The organism is Paracandidimonas lactea, assembly GCF_021653995.1.
In the GTDB taxonomy this organism is placed as follows: domain Bacteria; phylum Pseudomonadota; class Gammaproteobacteria; order Burkholderiales; family Burkholderiaceae_B; genus Allopusillimonas; species Allopusillimonas lactea.
Window position 1 is genome coordinate 632,817 of the sequence record NZ_JAJJOZ010000001.1, and the last position, 19,140, is coordinate 651,956.

Annotated in this window: 19 protein-coding genes and 1 pseudogene; 4 read left to right on the forward strand and 16 right to left on the reverse strand. The window is 60.9% G+C overall.

Going from position 1 to position 19,140, the window contains the following annotated elements:
- Window positions 1–61: 61 nt before the first annotated feature.
- The 14 genes and pseudogenes from LOL23_RS02965 to LOL23_RS03040 form a co-directional block, all read right to left on the reverse strand.
- Window positions 62–1,534, reverse strand: a pseudogene (locus LOL23_RS02965) (efflux transporter outer membrane subunit); the annotation flags it as partial.
- Window positions 1,531–2,649, reverse strand: a complete 1,119-nt coding sequence (locus tag LOL23_RS02970) for an ABC transporter permease (protein WP_160976787.1) — start codon at window positions 2,647–2,649, stop codon at window positions 1,531–1,533. The pseudogene LOL23_RS02965 and the gene LOL23_RS02970, both read right to left, overlap by 4 nt.
- A 4-nt stretch (window positions 2,650–2,653) precedes the next feature.
- Window positions 2,654–3,823, reverse strand: a complete 1,170-nt coding sequence (locus LOL23_RS02975) for an ABC transporter permease (protein ID WP_160976789.1) — start codon at window positions 3,821–3,823, stop codon at window positions 2,654–2,656.
- A complete protein-coding gene (locus LOL23_RS02980; protein ID WP_160976791.1) occupies window positions 3,820–5,592 on the reverse strand; it encodes an ATP-binding cassette domain-containing protein in 1,773 nt (590 codons plus the stop codon). Before LOL23_RS02980 ends, LOL23_RS02975 begins: the two co-directional genes overlap by 4 nt.
- Before the next feature lies 1 nt (window position 5,593).
- The gene (hlyD, locus tag LOL23_RS02985; RefSeq protein WP_160976793.1) at window positions 5,594–6,634 is read right to left on the reverse strand and encodes a secretion protein HlyD; all 1,041 of its coding nucleotides are present in this window, start codon (window positions 6,632–6,634) and stop codon (window positions 5,594–5,596) included.
- Window positions 6,635–6,661: 27 nt separating this feature from the next.
- The gene (locus LOL23_RS02990) at window positions 6,662–7,087 is read right to left on the reverse strand and encodes a hypothetical protein (protein WP_160976795.1); all 426 of its coding nucleotides are present in this window, start codon (window positions 7,085–7,087) and stop codon (window positions 6,662–6,664) included.
- Window positions 7,088–7,277: 190 nt separating this feature from the next.
- Window positions 7,278–7,886 (reverse strand): TetR/AcrR family transcriptional regulator, encoded by a 609-nt coding sequence (locus LOL23_RS02995; RefSeq protein WP_160976797.1) that lies wholly within the window; start codon window positions 7,884–7,886, stop codon window positions 7,278–7,280.
- A gap of 1,101 nt (window positions 7,887–8,987) precedes the next feature.
- A complete protein-coding gene (locus LOL23_RS03005) occupies window positions 8,988–10,736 on the reverse strand; it encodes an ATP-dependent nuclease (RefSeq protein WP_032957520.1) in 1,749 nt (582 codons plus the stop codon).
- A gap of 156 nt (window positions 10,737–10,892) precedes the next feature.
- Window positions 10,893–14,396, reverse strand: a complete 3,504-nt coding sequence (locus LOL23_RS03010) for a DEAD/DEAH box helicase (RefSeq protein WP_237173131.1) — start codon at window positions 14,394–14,396, stop codon at window positions 10,893–10,895.
- The gene (locus LOL23_RS03015; RefSeq protein WP_032957538.1) at window positions 14,383–15,165 is read right to left on the reverse strand and encodes a HamA C-terminal domain-containing protein; all 783 of its coding nucleotides are present in this window, start codon (window positions 15,163–15,165) and stop codon (window positions 14,383–14,385) included. Before LOL23_RS03015 ends, LOL23_RS03010 begins: the two co-directional genes overlap by 14 nt.
- A gap of 225 nt (window positions 15,166–15,390) precedes the next feature.
- Entirely contained in the window at window positions 15,391–15,849 is a 459-nt protein-coding gene (locus tag LOL23_RS18940) for a type II TA system antitoxin, ParD family (RefSeq protein WP_255772639.1), read from the reverse strand.
- 11 nt (window positions 15,850–15,860) lie between these two features.
- On the reverse strand, window positions 15,861–16,121 hold the full coding sequence (locus tag LOL23_RS03030; RefSeq protein WP_237173132.1) for a hypothetical protein: 261 nt from the start codon (window positions 16,119–16,121) through the stop codon (window positions 15,861–15,863).
- On the reverse strand, window positions 16,122–16,412 hold the full coding sequence (locus LOL23_RS03035; protein ID WP_032957513.1) for a type II toxin-antitoxin system RelE/ParE family toxin: 291 nt from the start codon (window positions 16,410–16,412) through the stop codon (window positions 16,122–16,124).
- Window positions 16,400–16,678: a CopG family ribbon-helix-helix protein gene (locus LOL23_RS03040; RefSeq protein ID WP_032957511.1), complete on the reverse strand. Its 279-nt coding sequence runs from the start codon at window positions 16,676–16,678 to the stop codon at window positions 16,400–16,402. The genes LOL23_RS03035 and LOL23_RS03040 overlap by 13 nt, the downstream gene beginning before the upstream one ends.
- A 204-nt stretch (window positions 16,679–16,882) precedes the next feature.
- Between LOL23_RS03040 and LOL23_RS03045 the strand changes: the two genes are divergently transcribed.
- The 4 genes from LOL23_RS03045 to LOL23_RS03060 are packed head-to-tail and all read left to right on the forward strand — an operon-like array spanning window position 16,883 to window position 18,517.
- A complete protein-coding gene (locus LOL23_RS03045; RefSeq protein WP_237173133.1) occupies window positions 16,883–17,134 on the forward strand; it encodes a hypothetical protein in 252 nt (83 codons plus the stop codon).
- Window positions 17,131–17,988: a recombinase family protein gene (locus LOL23_RS03050; protein ID WP_439652063.1), complete on the forward strand. Its 858-nt coding sequence runs from the start codon at window positions 17,131–17,133 to the stop codon at window positions 17,986–17,988. The genes LOL23_RS03045 and LOL23_RS03050 overlap by 4 nt, the downstream gene beginning before the upstream one ends.
- Window positions 17,985–18,155 (forward strand): hypothetical protein, encoded by a 171-nt coding sequence (locus tag LOL23_RS03055; protein WP_155271649.1) that lies wholly within the window; start codon window positions 17,985–17,987, stop codon window positions 18,153–18,155. Before LOL23_RS03050 ends, LOL23_RS03055 begins: the two co-directional genes overlap by 4 nt.
- Window positions 18,156–18,184: 29 nt before the next feature.
- Window positions 18,185–18,517: a hypothetical protein gene (locus LOL23_RS03060; RefSeq protein WP_237173134.1), complete on the forward strand. Its 333-nt coding sequence runs from the start codon at window positions 18,185–18,187 to the stop codon at window positions 18,515–18,517.
- Window positions 18,518–18,577: 60 nt separating this feature from the next.
- Here LOL23_RS03060 and LOL23_RS03065 read toward each other — a convergent pair whose 3' ends face one another.
- Both LOL23_RS03065 and LOL23_RS03070 read right to left on the reverse strand, forming a co-directional pair.
- Window positions 18,578–18,835: a hypothetical protein gene (locus tag LOL23_RS03065; RefSeq protein ID WP_237173135.1), complete on the reverse strand. Its 258-nt coding sequence runs from the start codon at window positions 18,833–18,835 to the stop codon at window positions 18,578–18,580.
- Window positions 18,836–18,847: 12 nt separating this feature from the next.
- Window positions 18,848–19,093 carry a type I toxin-antitoxin system ptaRNA1 family toxin gene (locus LOL23_RS03070; RefSeq protein WP_237173136.1) on the reverse strand — a complete coding sequence of 82 codons (246 nt, stop codon included), beginning with the start codon at window positions 19,091–19,093 and terminating at the stop codon, window positions 18,848–18,850.
- Between the last annotated feature and the right edge of the window lie 47 nt (window positions 19,094–19,140).

Here is a 19,140-nt window from a genome sequence, read left to right on the forward strand (position 1 = left end):
CGTTCGGCCTAGCAAGTCACCGTGCTGGAAGGCCTCCAAGCACACCTCGCTTGGCCACTTAGGTCGGCGCATCCCAGCCGCCTCCGAGTGCCTTGTATAGCGCTGCCAATTGCACAGCAGCATTGGTATGTGCCCGTGCAGCCGCGGTTTCGGCCTCGTGCAAGCTACGTTGGGCAGCCAGTAACTCGACCAGCGCAATGTCGCCCGCCGCGTAGCGCGCCTTGGCGTGGCCGTAGCTCGTGCGTGCAGCATCCAGTGCCATGCCCCGGCGCTGCAGTGTGTCCAGCCCGCCGTAATAGTCGCTCAGCGCGCGCTCGGCATCGCCCAGCGCCGCCAGCACCGCCTGCTCATAGGCCAATGCAGCCTGCCGCTCCGCCGCCTCACGCGCCCGAATTTCGGCCCGAACACGGCCACCATCAAACAGGCGCCAGGATATTAGCGGCAAGATGGAAAAACGCGAGCTGGATGCGTCGAACCAATCGCCCGTACTGAGTGCTTGAAACCCGCCGCCGACACCGATAGAGAGTTTGGGGAACAGCTCGGCCATGGCTACACCGATATCGGCGGAGCTCGCTGCCAGGCGACGTTCCGCAGCGAGTACATCAGGGCGTCGGCGCAGCACATCTGCGCGCTCACCCACCGGCAGCGCCCGCAGCGTGCTCGCCGCCAATGGGCCATCAAGCAATGCGAGCTCCCGCTCGGGCGGTGCGCCCAGCAGTACACCCAAGCCAAGCACTGCTGTGCGCTGGCGCGTCTGAATATCCGGGATCAGTGCGTTCACGGCCGCCCACTGGGCATTGGCCGCTTCCACGTCAGCGGCCGACGCGTCACCCAGCGAGTGCCGCTTGCGCACCAGCGCCAAAGTCTGCCGCAGTGTGTCCAGTGTGGCCTGTTGTGCCCGCAGCTCGTAACGGGCGCCGACGACGGTGAACCAGGTGCGCGCAACCTCGGCCACGATCCGCATACGTACGCCCTGTGCCTCGGCTTCGGTCGCCTGCAGGCGGGCGCTGGCGCCTTCCAGGGCCCGCTGCCTGGCGCCGAACAAATCGGCCTCCCAGGCCGCGTCGAAGCCCGCATCGTAGATGGTCTGCGTAGGGTCGAGACCGGGGATGGAGCCTACAGGCAAAGGGCCGTTCTCGCTTTGACGGCGCCGGTTGACACTCGCGCCAGCGTTGACAGAGGGTAGCCGCTCGCCCGCCGCACGATCACGCAAGGCGCGCGCCTCATCAATGCGTGCGGCAGCCTGACGCAGATCCAGATTCTGTGCCAGTGCCGTGGTGATCAAGTGATCGAGGACTGGATCACCCAGTGCAGACCACCATTGGCTCAAGTCCACAGACTGGGAGTCGCTGGCCAGCGGCAGCGTCCAGCCGCTGCCGACATCGACCGGCGGCGGTTCGCGGTAATCGGGGCCCACGGTCGTACAGGCAGTCAGCAGCAGGCAGGACAGGGTCAGTGCGAGCGAACGTGCGCGCCCTGGGTTCAAGCCAGCAGCGGTTTCCCGTAGAAAGGGACTGTGGGTCTTGTATTTCATTGCAAGCGTCCTCGGACAAATACGGAGGCCATTGTCAGCGTTGCAAGCGCAATAGCCATCAGCGGCCACACGCTGGCAAGAATGTCACCGGGCGGCATGGCCTTGAGAAAGCTGCCTTCAACGATGATGAGAAAGTGGGTCAACGGAATGGCTTGGGCCAACCATTGCAGGACGATGGGCATGTTTTCCACCGGCGTGGCAAAGCCAGATATCAACACGGCCGGCACGCCGATAGCGAAGGCCCCCAGAATGGCCTGCTGCTGCGTCATGCTGACGGCCGAAATCATCAGGCCGATGCCCACAACCGAGGCAATGAACAGCACCAGGCTGGCAAGCAGAAGTGCGAACGAGCCCGTGAATGGTATGCCGAACAGGAACACGCCAGCGCTGATCATGAACAGGCCCAGCAAAGTGCCGATGGTCAACGCAGGGAGCGACTTGGAAATAATGATCTCCGGCGTCGAGGTGGGCGACACAAGCAGTTGATCGAAGGTGCCGAGCTCACGTTCGCGCGCAATCGACAGCGAGGTGATGAGCAGCGCGCTGAACAGCGCCAGAATGCCTGTCAGGCCCGGCACGATGAACCATCGATAGACCAGATTCGGATTGAACCAGTGGCGTACCACCACGGGCGTTGGTGCTTGGGCGTCGGGCACAACTTCGGCGCCGACATCCGCAGCGATGGTCGATAGATAAGCCACCGTGATCTGTCCCGAGTTGCTGCGCCGGCCATCGACCAGCACCTGCGCGCGGCCACTTTCGCCAGCGGCGATGGCGCGCGAGAAATCCATCGGGATGGCAAGTGCGGCGATCACCTCGCCACCGTCGATCAGCGCGTGCAGCTGCTGCTGGCTGTCGACATGCCGGACGTGCGCGATGAAGTGGGCGCTGTCCAGACGCTGCACCAACTCGTGCGACCAGCGCCCTGCATCCTGGTCGTAGACAGCAATGTCGACGTTGCGCACTTCCAGTGTCGCGGCAAAGGCGAACACCAGTAACTGCAGAATCGGAGGCACAAACACCACCATGCGGCTGCGCGGGTCGCGCAAGACGCTAAGCACTTCCTTGATGAACTGGGCGCGCAAGCGGGTGAATGAGAACGCTGAGCTCAACACGGCCTTACTCCAGGTTCTTGCGCGTGGCGCGCTTGGCGATCATGAAGAACAACAGCCCGATCGCCGTCATAGCCGCCAGGTTGGGTAGGAATACGGCCCAGATGTCGCCAGCCAGGAACACCGTCTTCAGGGAGTCGACGAAGTAGCGCGCCGGAACCAGCCGGGTGATGACCCTGATTGGCGCGGGCATCGCGTCGATCTCATACAGAAAGCCCGACAGCATGAACGCCGGCAGAAAGCCCGTGAACAGCGCGATCTGCGCTGCCAGGAACTGGTTGCGTGCCAATGAGGAAATCAGCAGGCCTTGACCCAGAGCTGGCACCATGAAAACCGCCGACAAGAGCAACAGGGACAGCAAGGAGCCACGCATTGGGACGCCGAACACGAACACCGCCAGCGCCGCCGCACCCAGCGTGGACAGCATGCCAAGCACAAAGTATGGCAGCAGCTTGCCGATCAGGATTTCGGCTACCGAAGCAGGCGTGGACAGCACCGCCTCCATGGTGCCGCGCTCCCATTCGCGCGCCACCACCAGTGCAGTCAGCATGGTGCCAATGATGGTCATGACGATGGCAATGGCGCCGGGAATCAGTGCACGGCGGCTTTCCAGCTCGGGGTTGAACCAGTAGCGCGGCTCCAGCACAATGGATTGCGCGGGCGCTGCGGCGTCCAGCCCGGCACGCCAGGACTGCACCACGCCGCGGGCGTAATTTTCGACGTAGTTGGCAGTATTGGGGTAAGAGCCGTCGGTGACGATCTGCACCAGCGGCTCGCTGCCGCGCTGGGCCAGACGCTGCTCGAAATCCTGCGGAATCACGATGTAGCCGCGCAGCTCACCGGAGACGAGTTGATCGGCCACCTCGCGCCGGTCATGGGCGAAGTGTGTATCCAGGAAACGTGTGCCCGAAAGCGCTGCGGCCAATGACTGTGCCGATGCACCGGGCGACTCCAGGACCACGCCAACGCGGACATCCTTTGCATCCAGCGACACCGCATAGGCGAACAGCAGCAGCAATACCAACGGCAGCACGAACGCGATCAGCAGCGTCGAAGGGTCACGCAACGCCTGGTAGCTTTCCTTGGTGACGAGGGCCGTCAAGCGCCGCAAATCAAAACGGCGCAAGTCAGTCCGTAGCGATCCACCCCCGTCTCTGTGCTTTGTGGCGCGATTCATGAGGCGGCCTCCACCTCGCGGTCAGCAGATTCCACCAAATAAATGAACGCGTCCTCCATGGTTGGGTCGGGCCGTTCGGGACTAATTGCCGAACGTTTGAGGGCGTCAGGCGTATCGAGTGCAATCAGTTGCGCACGCGAGAGCATGGCCACGCGGTCGCAGTATTCGGCCTCATCCATGAAGTGGGTGGTGACCATGATGGTCACGCCCTTGCGCGCCAGACCGTTGATGTGTGTCCAGAATTCGCGCCGGGTGATGGGGTCTACCCCCGAAGTCGGCTCATCCAGGAATAGCACCGGCGGCCTGTGCATGAGCGAACAGGCCAATGCCAAGCGCTGCTTGTGCCCCAACGGCAATGAATCGGGCGTAGCGGACAGCCAGTTGCCCAAATCGAAGGTTGCAATCATTTCCTCGATACGCGCGCGCCGGGTATTGCCGTCCAGCCCATAGACACCGGCCGAGAACTCCAGGTTTTGCCGTACCGAAAGCAGGCCGTAAAGCGAGAACTTCTGCGCCATGTAGCCAAGGTGGCTCTTGGCTGCACCGGTGGCGTGACGCAGATCATGGCCCACTACATGCGCATCGCCAGCTGTCGGTTTCAGCAGGCCGCACAGCATCTTGAAGGTCGTAGACTTGCCGGCGCCGTTGGGGCCGAGCAGGCCGAAGATTTCGCCTTTCCGCACTTCAAAGCTGACCTGATCGGTGGCAGTAAACGCGCCGAAACGCTTGGTGAGATTCCGGCAAGACACGGCAATGTCAGAACCCAGCTCAACGGGCGGCAGGCGTTCGGCCAGCGTCGACGTGCCGCCGGGGCCGCCGCCGAGCAGATCGATGAAGGCGTCTTCGAAGCGCGCGGGCACCTGCGTCAGTTGCACCTGCGCTTGATCTGCCAGGGTTTGGATCTGCTCCGTGTCCGCGCCTTCACGCAGCACCACACGCACGCCGGCACCCTGGATCACGCCATCGCTGACGCTGGGCAAATCGAGGGCTTGTGTCAGGACCGCTCGGCGCTCCGCACCGACGTCTTCCAGACGGAAGCTTCGGCCTTCGAGCTGCGCGGTCAGCACTTGCGGCGGGCCGTCGAACAGAAGCTGCCCCTGATTCAGCAACAGCACACTCTCGCAACGCTCGGCCTCGTCGAGATAGGCGGTGGACCAGACCACGGCCATGCCCTCGTCTGTCAGCGCCTGCACCATACGCCACAAATCCTGGCGGCTAACGGGGTCGACACCCACGCCAGGCTCATCCAGCAACAGAACCTTGGGGCGCGCCATCAGCGCACAGGCCAGGCCCAGCTTTTGCTTCATACCGCCGGAGAGCTTGCCGGCCAAACGTTTCGTAAAGGGCCCTAACCGGGTGAAGTCCAGCAGCTCGGCAAACAGATCGGCGTTGCGATCCGCGTCCATGCCGCGCAACTGCGCATACAAGCGCATGTTTTCCATCACCGACAAGTCTTCGTACAGACCAAAGCGTTGCGGCATGTAGCCGCTGGCGACGTGAATGGCGTCGTTGTCCTTGACCACGTCATAGCCAGCCAAGGTGACGTGGCCGGCGTTCGGCGCCAGGAGGCCAGTCAGGATCCGCATCAGCGTTGTCTTGCCTGCGCCGTCGGGGCCGACCAGGCCCGTCAATTGCCCGTAGTAAATGCGCGCGCTCAAACCCCGCAGCGCCTTCACGTCCCCGAAATGCTTGTCCACATCTTCGATGACGACCGCGACGTCTGCACCCACGCCAGCAGGCACAGGGGCGATGGCAGCGCTCGACCCCATTTCAACGTCCCCCCACCGGGGTGCGGCTGCCGGCGTTCGCATCAACCTTGATCGTCACTGGCATGCCTTGGCGCAAGGCACTATCACTGTCGGCTTCGTCAATGACGATGCGCAGGCGGTATACCAGATCGGTGCGCAGGTCCGTCGTCTCCACCGTCTTGGGGGTAAATTCGGCGCGTGGCGAGATAAAACCGATCTGGCCACGATAGACCTTGTCCGATGAATCACTTTTTACGTGCACCACAGTGCCGGGGGCGATGCGCCCCAGATCCGACTCACCCACATAGGCACGCACGTAAACCGGTTTGTCCAGGCTCAGGCTGTAAACCGTATTCTGGCTTACAACCATGCTGCCGGGCTCACGCACCCGTGCGATGATGGTGCCGTCACTAGGTGCTATCAATTCGGTGTCCGCCAACGCTGTAGTGGCCTGCGCCGCGGAAGCCTGCGCAACCGCAAGGCGAGCCTCTGCGGCGGCGATGTCTTCTTTGCGAAAACCTTCAGATGCTTGCGACAGCGCTGCCTTGGCAGCCTCGACACCAGCAACTGCCTGGTCTCGTGCCGAGCGGGCGGCATCGACCGTACGCTGACTGCTCGCACCCGACGCCAACAGGGCGCGCTGACGCTGGAAATTGCGCTCGGTTTCGGTGGCAAGCGCCTGCGCCTGCCTGAGCGCCTCACGCGCTTGGGTGATTTCCTGCGGCCGCAGGCCATGGCGCAGCTTGGCCAGTTCCGCCTGCGCCACCTGCTCTTGGGCCTGCGCTGCCGCAAGCGCTTCCCGATAGGGTTGCGCGTCAAGCGTCGCCAGGTGTGCGCCGGCGCTGACGACATCACCCTCATCGAAAGCCATCTGCATCACGCGCCCAGGCTGACGGAACGCGAGTTGCACCTCGCGGATGTCGACGTTGCCGTAGAGGCGCAACGAATCCTCTGTGTCATGGCTGCGCAATAGCCAGAGCGCCAGTACGCCGCCAAGCCCGATCACGACAACGGCGATCACGGCCCAACGAATTTTCTTGAAATGGGGGTTTGGCGTTGTCATCAATGAGTTTCCGCTAAAGATAGGTGCTCAGTGCTCGCGTGCGACCGGCGCATTCGTCGCCGACCAGCGCCAGGCTATGGCAGCTATGCCAGCCCACACCAACGTGCGCAGCGTCATAGCAACCGCAGTGCGCGGCTCCCAGGCGCCACCCAGCAGCACATACACACCAAAGGCCAGGAATACAAGCGCTGTTGCCCCCACAATGGCAATCGCCAGCCACACTGCCCAGCGCCGATGCATCCACAAGCCAACGCCCGCAGCAATGTAGGCGAACCCCGCCAGGAAATTGAACCAAAGCACGAAAGGTACATAGTGGCCGGCGGCTTGGCGCGCCGCGCCATCAACAAACAAAACTGCGCCGCCCTCCCGAAGCGTCATCAGGCCAAAGCCGATGGCGAGCAGAGAGATCAGCCAGTTCCAAGCATTGCGTTGCAGGTAAGTGTTCATCTTCATGGCCTTTGCTTGAATGGGGAAAATACCTGGTTTCAACAATCGTCACGTCGTACGTGCGTACGCGCTAAGAACGGGTGGTTGGACTGAAGACTGCATAACGAAGAGCCACGCTGGGCGTGCAAAGCAATCGCCTGAACCTGGCGGACCGCTGGACGGGCCGAACAGTTGGGGCGGCAAGACGGAAAGTGTTTTATGGGATGTGCGCAATGCCACGCAGATAGATGTCAAACACGGCGGGTGCGTCACGACGGATGTGGCTGACCTTGTCGGCGATCAGGGACTGCATGACCAGCCCCTGAATCGTGCCGATGAACAGCACGGCGGCAGCGCCCACGTCCAGATCGGCGTCCAGTTCGCCCTGCGCCTTGCCTGCTTCCATCAGACGGCGCAGGCGCTGTTCGTATTGACGGATCAAGGTTTGCACCATCCGCTTGGCGAGTGTCTCGCCAGACCGCTGCAGCTCCCCGAACAGCATGCGCGGCACACCTGGGTGCTTCGCCACGAAGTCGATGTGCGTCATGAACATGGCCTTGAGCGCGGCGGCTGGCGACGCGGCGCCTTCGGCCGCCTTGTCGACAGTGATCAACAGGCGTTCACCGACCCAGGACATGGTTGCTTCCAGAATCGCGTCCTTGGTGGGGAAATGGCGGAACAGCGCCCCCTGTGTCAAGCCCATCCGATCGGCGATGGCCGTGGTCGTTATGTCGGCCGGATTTTGCTCTGCCGCCAAGTCCACCACAGCTTGTACTGTGGCTGCGCGCCGCTCTTCAGCCGACAGATATTGAGGACGTCCACTCATCGTTCAGACCCTATAAAGTAAGTAATCTATTACTATCTTAGCACGCAAAATATCCGCGCCGCAATAGTGGAGGGGTAGCTCAGTGGAGAGGGAAGGAAGCGTGCATGCGTATTCACAGGCCGCATTGGGGTAAGACCGCACCTTCTCTTAGCAGAGGCGCGGCATGTGACTACCGTTTCCAGGCCCCTGCGAGCGGTCACTCGGATGCATTGAAAACCCAAACCCGCCCAGTTCGGCCACCAATGACACAGTGAGCTGCCCAGCAGCTCGCAGGGCCTGGATGAGGAGAGCCTCTGTGCCGCTGGTATGCGCTGTCGCGTGCGGGCGACACCGTCACGTCCTTACAATTTTTTGTTGAGATCGGTGTGTGTCGTGCAACCCTGCACGAGTAACTGCTTTACTCTTGATCTTCCCAAGGGTTGATGACTTTCACGCCGGCCGCCAGGAACGGGCTTACGTCCCTTGTCGCCACGCTGAACCGTTATCCAAGGCAATCGCCGCGATGATGGCATCAGCGGCCTCAATGCCGCTGCCGGCCTTTGCGGCGTAACCGCCGCCGCTACCCCCTCGATCCGCAACACTTCGGCCTGAGCCAATGAACGCAAGCGGCCTGCCTCAAAGCTTCCAGCACACCGGCCCGGTCGGCTCCCGTCCAGCTCGGTCCGTAGCGTCGCGCTGGTCTGTGAATGCAACAGTTTCTTGGGTACCTACCCGCTCCATGTACTGGTACATCAACGTCCATCATGGCATCATCAGCCGATAATACCCGCTTTAATACCATGCTCAAACGGTGCTTGGCGCTTCCTTTAGTTGCCAGACCATGCCAGACGAAATCACAAAAAATCCCGCAATTACGCGGGCTTAGAGGTGGTTTCATGCTATTTGGTGCCGGTCTATGCCGGACGCGGGATCATTCCCACTCCATACTCAACAACCAAGTTTTCTGTAGGAAATTCAGTAACTTAACTCAAAGAATGGTTTTGATACCATGAAAAATACCAAGAGCAATCTAGAGAATTTGCCTTATCGACGAATGCGATCGTTCATGCACCGCTCACAGTAGCCTTGGGTTTCGATGATGATTAGCGGCATGGTCATTTACTAAGCGACGAGCGGCTCCGCTTCGAGCGCCAAAGACTTAAGAAACAATTTGCGGAGCTCGTCGAGCTTTTCTTTAGCTATGCCCCCATCCTCAATAGCCTTCAGAGTGTGAACTGGCTTCTGGTCGTCCCGAACAGGTAAGTTCAATCCGAGGAACTTCTCCATACAGCTATCGACGAAACAAGGCTCCGCAAGGCGACTTGGGCCAGCCTTACTCCTCAGCATTTCATTCACCACCTTGTGGTGGTCCTTATCCTGATCGTCATCAAGCATCAAACCATACGGGATGCCGAATCCTTCAAGTAGAGCAATATAGCGATGAAGATTGTATTTCCCCATCGCATCGACAATCGCCACACGATGGCGGCTCAAGTCATGCCAGTCCCGTGCGAACAGCCACGCGAACAAGGCTTTTTCGGTGGCCCCCTCCACAAGCAGCACGCGGTCGGCGAAGAACATGGAGGCCCGCTCGGAATCTAACCAGAGCTGATAGCGGAATCTCTCCTCCTGTTCCGCAATCACCGCGTCTTCGGTTGCGCCTTTTAGCAGTTTCCTGGCGTTTCCCTTTGCACTCTCCGCCACCGCTGCGTCGTTAACATAATTTTCCAACCAATTCTTGAACTCGTATCCTTGACCAAGTACCTTACCAAGGTCGGTCTTCTTGACCTGGCCAATGCTACTCACACCATTATTGCGGCGGACACGAACAATCTGGCACAGATCGTCCGCCACCTTGCCTACGAAGATTGGCGAATGGCTGGTCACAATGACCTGCTGAGCATCCCCCGCTCCCAACCTGCGCAGGTGGTAAGCCATATTCTCTTGTTGAGCTGGATGCAAAAATGCTTCCGGTTCCTCAAACAGGATGAGGGTAAAATCAGGGTCGAATTCCTTTTTCCCCGCCACCTTGCTTTCGGTAAAGCTGGGCGCGAGCTTAATAAGTTCATACAGGAATGATCGCTGGAACCCATGCCCATAACGATCGAGTGCAAACGATGTTTCTCCAAGCATGGCGTCCACGAAGCCATGCCGGATTAGGTTCTTAGTGATGTCCTCCGGTGCGACAGGGTTCACTCCCATATCGAATCGAATGCCCCATTGCTCGATGGATTGGTTGATAGGCTTAGAAATCTGAGTCAAGAAGCCCTGTTCTCCGCATGCCTCGTCGTTCAACTTTCCGAATGCGCCTTCCATTTCCTTGAATGCTGGGCTGTCCGCGATCACACGCTTTAGCATCAGATTAAGCATATCCCGCAAGGGCGACGGGCCGCTGGTTTTCATCTGCTCCGCAGCGGTAGTGAGTGCCGGAATGTATATGACGCTTCCGACCTTAGCGGTACCGACGTTCTTCGCTCCATAGAACAATTCTTTCTCGGGCTCACCATTGATGATGGCGTAAATGTTGCTTTGGCTTGGCTTAAATCTTTCCTTTTCGGGGGACGCGAAGTAGCGACGGACGGTGAGGCTGTAACCAGCCACACCTGCCTTGTATTTGTCCGCCAACCCCTCCCATTCAATTTCGGACAAATCGAAAGTCAGTTCAACCCAGGATTCGTCAGTCTGTACGCCCTTCATCTTGGGAAGATCGTCGCCTGAATGCTTGAAGTCCTCATAGAACGCCCGGAGCGCGGCAACAATGTTGCTCTTGCCCGCGTTATTGGCACCCACGATCATTGTGTAGTCGTGAACCTCGATGTCAGCATCGACAATAGACCGGAAATTGTGGATGCGCAGGCGGCGAAGTTTCATGGTTTCCCTCGGGTGCTATTAGTTGATACCTACACCAATGCCACCGGCACCGGCGCGGCACTGCTTTGGCCGATGACGGCGTTTTTGACTTTGAGAGCGAGGCGCTCGCCCCAGCGAATATTTCGTTATGAGTTCCATCCGCCAGAAATTGTGCCCCTATGCATCGGCTGGAGGCCATCTCAGCTTGCCGCGCCCCACACGTAACGCCTCTACCAGCCTAGTGCCGCCGGGCAACCGGCCGGAAAAGAGGCTGGGCTTGGGATCAACCGCCGGTTTCTTGAACGCACCGACACGTTGATAGTCGGGTGTTGTCAGCCAAGTTCGCCCATCACCCTCGTCGGTGACTATGCGATAGAGGCCAGCCGGCGGGGCTATCGCGGTGTCAAGCAGACGTTTGTAATGTTCGACTGACCATTTCTGAATGCCTCCGCTGAGGGCGTCGGTCCGGAACCGCGCCCATAGCGCGGCCGTATCAGGCGTGGGCCAGTCACCGGCGTCGGTGTAGGCGGTGATCTCGTCGGACTCGAGCCAGGCCCGCATCTCAGCTGGCGTGACGAAGACCGGCATAGCATCCTCGATCGCTGCCATCGCCGCGCGCCGCGAAGGAAGGCCCGCGCGAATCAGCATCGACATCATGAATTGCGGGACGCCAGTTTCGACCGCTGCTGCTGCGCCGCCCGCCACCGTCTCCGGCGACCAACCGAGTGACATGCGGCGGGTACGAACAGCTTCCAAGGCCCAGACCAAACGATAGGTGAAGGCCTCTTCAACGACTCGCATGTTCTGCGGTCCGATCTTGGCCACATTCTCGCCAGACACCCAACTACGCAGGATAGCCTTCCAATTCGTCGGTAGCGCGTTCGCCTTATCGGGGATGAAAGGTCGCATGAACAGCAGACGTTCGCCGAGACCGCCGAGCGCATCGACAAGTGCCTCAACGTCGCCGCTCAGTGCCGCATGGTCAGCCCGGTCAAGGAGTTCGGCCAACTCGTCAGCCATGGCGTCGATTTTTAGACCCGCCTCAAGTCCAACGCCCATGGCGAAATGCCCGCGTCGCGCCTGCGCCGTGGTGGTTTTCCAGATGAGATCGGCGCGGGCCTCGAACACCTTCTTATGCAGCGGGGCGACGTCCTTGTCCTCACGCGCGATCTGGCGTGCCCAGAGCGATCCCTTGAGCGCCTCGTCCAAGAGCTTCGGCAGGTCGGCGCGATCGGAATCGAGTGCTTCGATCAGGCCAAATACCGTTGCGTCGAGGCGCTCGACGATCTGTGATAGCGGCTCCTCTTCGATGGTTTCCTCTTTGTCATCGCCACCGCCTTCATCATCGTCGCCCTCAGCGTCATACTCCGCGCCGGTCGCCAGTCGCTCGGCGACTTCGGCCTCTTCCTTGGGCGATCTCCAAGCTTCACGTGCGTTGGCCAAATATTCCCAGGCATCATCGCGATCCAGGACGCCTTCGCGGGCTAGCCTCTCAAGGATCTCGGCGACGATCTGGATGAGACCGCTCTTCAGCGTCCGGGCCTTTGCGGAGGCCACTAACTTCCTCCATTCCTTCTTTCGCCAGTCGACCTTATCGAACATGACATGCACGATAAGGCCTTCGACATCTACGAAGGCGCGTCCAGCGCGGCCGGCGACGTTCGCGAATTCCTCGCCTGTGATCTTCTCGGATGCCCGATACAACGCTGGCACCAGCAGGACGGCGGCGTTGAGGTTGAGACCCTGAGACAATGTCGGCGACGCGACGATGACCTTCAGAATACCCTCGGAGAGAAGGGCTTCCAGTTCGCGAAGGAATGGGCTCGGCAGCCGGCCGTGGTGGATGGCAACGCCGCTCTTTAGGCAGGCGACGGCGGGGTGGTCTTCGCCCAACCACTCCTTGCCGACCTCTAGAGCGCGGGCAATCGAGGCTTCATCCTCCAACAGTGAGTCCAGATAACCGCGTTTGCATAGGTCCACCACTTGTTTACCGTAGCTCTCGACCCAATTCGCCTGAGTGGAGAAGATCAGTGTCCGCTTGCCTTGACCCGCGAATTCCCATGCCGCGAACAGAGCGAGATGCGAGTTCTTGCGCGGATAGGGCTTCTTCTCTTTCCCCCGCGCGGCTTTCTCCACGACGAATTTGTCGAGAAACGGACCATCGTCGTCGAGGTCCAGCCGGAGCAGCGCGTCCTTGCCCCGCCAGGTGAGCGCGCCGAACCGCTGCCGCGTGGGGCGCCAGTCGGAACGCACAGGCTCGCCCGGTTCGTCAGAGCGTATCCACGCTGTAAGGTCTTCCAGCTCATCGCCGCTGGGCAGGATCGCGGATAGACAAACGATACGGCGTTCGCCTGCGTCAGCGCGCCGAAGCAGACGCTGCACGAGGGTTTCATAGCGGATCTCGCGTTCGCTGGGGCCAATCATGTGGCCTTCGTCGAGAACGATAAGGCCGACATTGTCGATCAGCGAGGGGTCGCTTCTCAACGCGAAATCAAGTTTCTCGGGCGTCGCGATGATGATCTCGCGCATGCGCAGCGCGTCTTCATCGCCAGCCGAAAGGCCGCTAGCGCCGTAAAGGGAGGAAACGCTGAAGCCGAGCGGCGCGAATGTTTTTCTGAACGATCGCTCAGTCTGGGCGGACAGTGCGCGCAGCGGCGTCACGATCAACACCCGGCGCGCCGACGACAGGGTCATCAGCGCGGCGATCTCCGCCACGCGAGTCTTACCGGCACTGGTCGGCAGGGCGACGACTAGATCGTCGGTGACATCCGTGGAGCGCCGAGCCGCTTCGCGCTGAGATGGCCATAGCTCCACCTCGGACGTCTTGCGGGCGAAGAGCGACGAGATGAATAGCCGGCGCAAATCCGGGTATTTTTCCTCCGTTCCCTCCGGCGGTTCAGTGGGCAAGTTTTCGTGCAGAGAATGCTGCCAGAGGTCATCGATCAAGTGACGGCAGAGGTTGCATATCCACCACAACGGAACATTCCCGCCGTTGTCCGCCAAGCTGACTGCGGTGGCGAGCAGCGCCCGCGCGGTCTCGATCGGCTCGGGTTCGCCCGTCTCCAGTGCGAAGTCGAAATGCGCCAGCGCCCGGCATATTGTCGTGTTGAGGATTGTCGATAGAGCCTCGTCGATGTCGGTCTCTTCGCCCATCAACGCCTTGGCGATCTCCTCATCTCCGTGAGCGTGATCGTCCAACCAGTCGCGAACGAATCCGCGCAGCTGGCCAAGATCGCGCAGGATCAAATGCCGAATCGCCGTTTCGCCCGGCGACGCATTGAGATCATCCATGGCCTCGTTGAAGAGCGAATAGGCAACGGCGGAGAAACCAGCCAGATGATAGGCTGCTGCGGCGATCGTGAGGCGAAAACCGCGATCAGGGGACTCGGGATCGCCGTTGCGCACCAGGGCTTCGAAGGAGTTGGCTGCGCGCTCGAACGCCTTGCTCGTCAGATCCGACGCACCGGCCTGAGCGCGCAGGGCCATCGCTCCGCGAAGCAGGGCAAAGCCGTGTTCGGCAAGATCGGTTTCGATCGTCGCACCTAGCGGCGGCGCGTTCGCCGGTAACACGCCTTCCTCGCGCATCAGCGACCAGGCAGCGCCACGATAGAGCAAGCGTCCAAGGATGCCATCGACGGTCGCGGTAGCTAAGAACGTGGTTAGTTCGTCAATCGTCTCCAAGATCTTCCGCCTCCTGGTACATGGCTGCGATGAAATCCTGGTGATCTGCGACGTGGACGTTTACTACGTAGTGGTCACGATTCGTCCCTGCGGCGTCGAGGTCCTCTTTCAAAGATGCATGAGGACCGTTACCCGACACGGTGAAAAGCATATGGTCGATGCGGTCGGCACGGAGGGACTTCACACCCACCTCGTCACGAAGGCTACGACCCAGCACGTTGTCGTCCGGATCATTACTCTCGAGGAGACGGTTTGCGACAAACAGAAGGGAATCGGGCGTGCAACGGCCGTTGTCGCGGTTCAGCACCTTCCGAGCGCTTGTAACCGTGGCCTTGCCAAGCACCTTGTTGCTCTTAGCCTCGCCCTTTAGAAGCCAGAGCTTCTCGTCCACCCCATTGTATCCAGCGCCGATGAAGTCATCGCCGCGCATGGCCATATTGCGGCCGTCCTTATAACGGAGGCGTCGCACCGGCACACGTAAGCCAACCTCTTCCTCGACCAGTTCCGTGGCAAGAATTTCGCCGAGATCGCCGGACCGGCCTTTAGCGGTTTGCGGCAACGCTTCACTAAGAATCTGCGCTGCGGCCTTATATCCGAGGCGCTTCACGTCTTCGGCTATGCGTTCGAGCCGGTCGTAGTGCGACCGAATAGTCGCGGCGAAGTCTGCGCGAATCTCGTCTCGACCGCCTTCCCTCTCAACATAGGTCCAGTAGTACTTGCGCTTATCCTTCTTTTTCGTGGCTTCGCACCACCGTTCGTACAGTCCCACGCTGCCCCCAATCGACCATCCCTGCCTCGTTCGTAGTGTGATTCCACGCATGCTTCCAGCCCGACTTGGATTACGTGATCCAATCGAGCGCAGTCAGGGCACTATCCGTTAGCGAATAGTATTCTATTTGAAACTATTATTGCGATTTAGAAATATCCATTCATCCCAGAAGCTAGCGGCACGTGAAATCGCTAATACAGAAAGGTGGCCAGTGTGCCACCCTTGTTATTTCCACCGTTCCAGTTCGCGGCCGACGTCGGGGCCAGCGTCGATTTCAGAGTGCAGGTTTTCGGGGGTGATGCCGGCGACGATCTGGGCAAGCTCATCATCAAGAATTTCATCGACGCCTTTGGCGGACACCTGCCCCGCCAGGCCGGCGTCGATCCGTTCGACCAGCAAAGCCTTGAGCTGTGCCCATGCCACATCGTCCTTGAGCAGGCCCGCAGCGACGGCCATGCGCACAAGCGCATCAAGCCCGAATTCGTTGATCTTCCCGCGCATCAGGTCAGACACGCGAGGTTGCGTCACGCCAAGATGGCGCGCGGCTTCGGCCGGCGTCCATCCGTGATCGCGGATTTGCTTTTCCAGGGCCATCATCAGCGCCGAACGCAGCTTCATGTTTTCAGCCCCGGCGGGCGTGTCCTCGATGGCATCCCACACACTGACAAAGGGTTCATTGCTCATCGCTTGGTCCTTCACTGGCTCGCCGGCGCGGTCAGCATGTCGAGGGTGATCCGGCGCACGAGCTGCAACGCGGCCGCCGGCGTTCGCGCCGGCGCAGGGTGTTCCTGGTCCGTGCGCACCTGGTCGCGCAGGCCATCCAGATCGTTGCCGCCGTCTACGACCGCTTGCATGAACGCGCGCACCAGGACCGCGCCGCTGGACCCATACTCACGCGCGGCCGCGAGAAAATCCCGCTTCAAGTCGTCATCGACCGTCACCGAAAGGCGTGCCATTCAATACCCCGCTTCTTTCTGATGCCGAACGGCAAGAATGGCGATGTTCTCCCCGTCGAAGCGATAGAGGGCGACATAGCCGCTGTTGCCGAAGTCGATCAGCCATTCCCGAAACTCGGGTTCCATGTCCTCGACCGGGCGGCCGATGCGTGGCTGATGTGCCAGAATCTTGACCCCGGCCCGGATCGCCTTCACCGCGCGTTGCGCCGCGTCGGCATCCTTGGGCGCGAGGAAGCGATAGAGCCGCTGCACATCAGCCAGCGCCGGCGGCGTCCAGATCAGACGTGGCACTTAGGCAGCTCCGCATCCTCGCCGGCTTCCAGCTTCGCCAGCCAGGCGTCGGCTTCCTCAAGTGTCAGATGCAGGCCGGTGCGCTGATACTCTTCCCAGGCGCGGAGCGCATCCTGTTTGAACGCCTCGCGCTTTTCCTCGCGCTCGACGTACTGCGCGATGGCTTCTCGCATGATCCAGTGCGACGTGCGCCGGCGGGCTTCGGCCAGGTGCTGGACGCGCCCTTTCAGCTCGTCATCGAGCTTGATGGATGTTGCCCTTGCCATGTGACCTCCGTAGCAAAAGGTAATACCTATTGGTACTATAGCCCGCTACTGCCCTGCCGTCCACCCCGAGGAGGCCGCGCTGAAATCGCTTGAAAGCTCATTAAGGCCGAGGAAATGCGCTAGGCGCATATAAATCGGCATTTCAAAATTGAGCCGTGTCGGCTACGATGGGCGCACTAGCCTATACCCAAAGGAGCCGGACGCATGAACTCAATCTCCCAGGGCCGCATCGGCCGACAACCTGAATCCGCTGCGGACGCGATGGAAATGGCCCATTTCGACGCTGAATACCCGCCGACGAGTTGGGTTGTCTTGGCCTGGCGTGATGGTGTGCCAGAGGAACGCAGCCGCCACGATAGCCGGGATGCCGCGCTGGCGGCTGCAAGGGCTTTGCTGCCGGCGGACGCGAGCATCGAGGACGGCGACCAGTGGGACCAGGTGAAGGAGGCAGCATGAGCACAAGGAAGGACCGGCGCGTCGGTTCGATGCTGGCCGGGATCGCACGCGAGGCAGGCGGCCTGACCGAAGCCGAAGCCGAGGCCATCGACCAGCTCCGCGACAAGACGCCGGCCGAGCCGATGAGGTTTGACGACGCCCCAGCCCTCAAGGTCGCCCGCGTCTATTTGCGCGTCAGCACCGACGCGCAGGACCTGGAACGCCAGGAAAGCATCATCGAGGGCGCGCGGGCGGCCGGCTACTACGTCGCCGGCGTCTACCGCGAGAAGGCATCCGGCGCACGGCCCGACCGGCCCGAGCTGCTGCGCATGGTCGCGGACCTACAGCCCGGCGAGGTGGTCATTGCGGAGAAGATCGACCGCATCAGCCGCTTGCCGCTGGCCGAAGCCGAGCGCCTGGTTGCCGCGATCCGGGCCAAGGGCGCACGCCTGGCCGTCCCTGGCGTTGTAGACCTGTCCGAGCTGGCGTCCGAGGCGCAGGGCGTCGCCAGGATCGTGCTGGAATCGGTCCAGGACATGCTTTTGAAGCTGGCCCTACAGATGGCCCGCGACGACTACGAGGACCGCCGCGAGCGGCAGCGCCAAGGCATCGAGCTGGCGAAGGATGCGGGCAAGTACCGGGGCCGGCGGGCCGATCCGAAGCGCCGCGCCCAGGTCATCGCCTTGCGCCGATCCGGTCATAGCATCACCAGGACGGCCGAGCTGGCCGGCTACAGCCCGGCCCAGGTCAAACGGATATGGGCAGAGGTCAGCCAGGCCGAGGCGGAACATATGGGAGCCTTTCAGGAGGACGCCTTGAGCGAAGCCGACGCCCTGGCGGCCGCCGGCGATGGACACCAGGAGGAACAGGCATGAAGGACCGGCACCACGACGACGCAATGGCCGAGGTCTACCGCAACGACCCGGAGCTGGCAGCCTCCCCTCGCCCGCTCACGCCGGCGGAGATCGAGGCGCTACGCCAGGACATGAGCCAGGCCATCGAATGGGCGCGCGCCGAGCTGGCGCGCCGGCGAAATCAGTAACAGCTATTTAGCAGCTAAGTGGAGTGTGTATGAGCGAAACAAGAAAGCCCGCCAATCGGCGTCGTATGGATGAACTCAAACTAGGGCTGGATTTAGGAGCGGTGGCAGAGGCACTCGCGGCCGGGGAGATCACGGAACGCCAGGCGAAGAACGCGGCCAAGTTCATCAACCAGGTCAAGGCGGTCCGTGAAAAGCCGCTCAAGGCCCGCCTCATCCAGTCCGATAGCGGCCAGTTTTTAGGTGAGGCTCATCCATTGGACTGCGGAGCCTGGAAAGCGTACCGCTATGGCCCGGAGTTTCGAGACGGGGGTAAGGTCTTTCCGTCACTGGAAGACGCGGAGCAATTCATCATAAACGGCTAGCATGAGCCACTAAAGGCGATGATTAAACGAAGCTGCCCCGCGTAGCGCGGGGCAGAAGGGTCAGCGCTGGCGGCCGCTAAATGGCCGGACCCGCAGTTTTGAGAGCTGGTCAGCCGTTCCGATCAGCCGTTGCCCGGTCGGCCGCATGACGGTCTGCTGTATGCGTTCCATCTTGTCCGCGATCGCCGATGCCTGGGGGCCGAAACCCAACGCCCAAATGAGCTGGCCGAGCAGATAGAAGCCCGGCACGAACACCAGGAACAACACCCCCATGACAAGCAGGAAGTCGGAAAACGATTGAGGGGGAAAGAAGTCCATAAAGCCTCCGATTTATTGAAAGCGAACGTGTCGGGTGGCCAGGGCATGCTGAAGCTGCGCCCTGGCCTGCGAAAAGTCCTCGCGCGTCGCGAGGCCCGTTTCAGCTTGGTAGAACAGCACCATGAACAGGTTAGCCGTTGCCTCGGCCAGCGGCCCCAGCTCGTGTGCGGCGTCCTGGTCCAGCCAGTCGATAGCGTTCAATTCCGCTGCCGCGTGCTGAACTGCCTGGGAAAATTCGTTAGGATGTAAAGTTGCCATTTTTCACCTCTCTCACAGGTGGTTAGTGGAAGTGTCGGCCGGCGTTG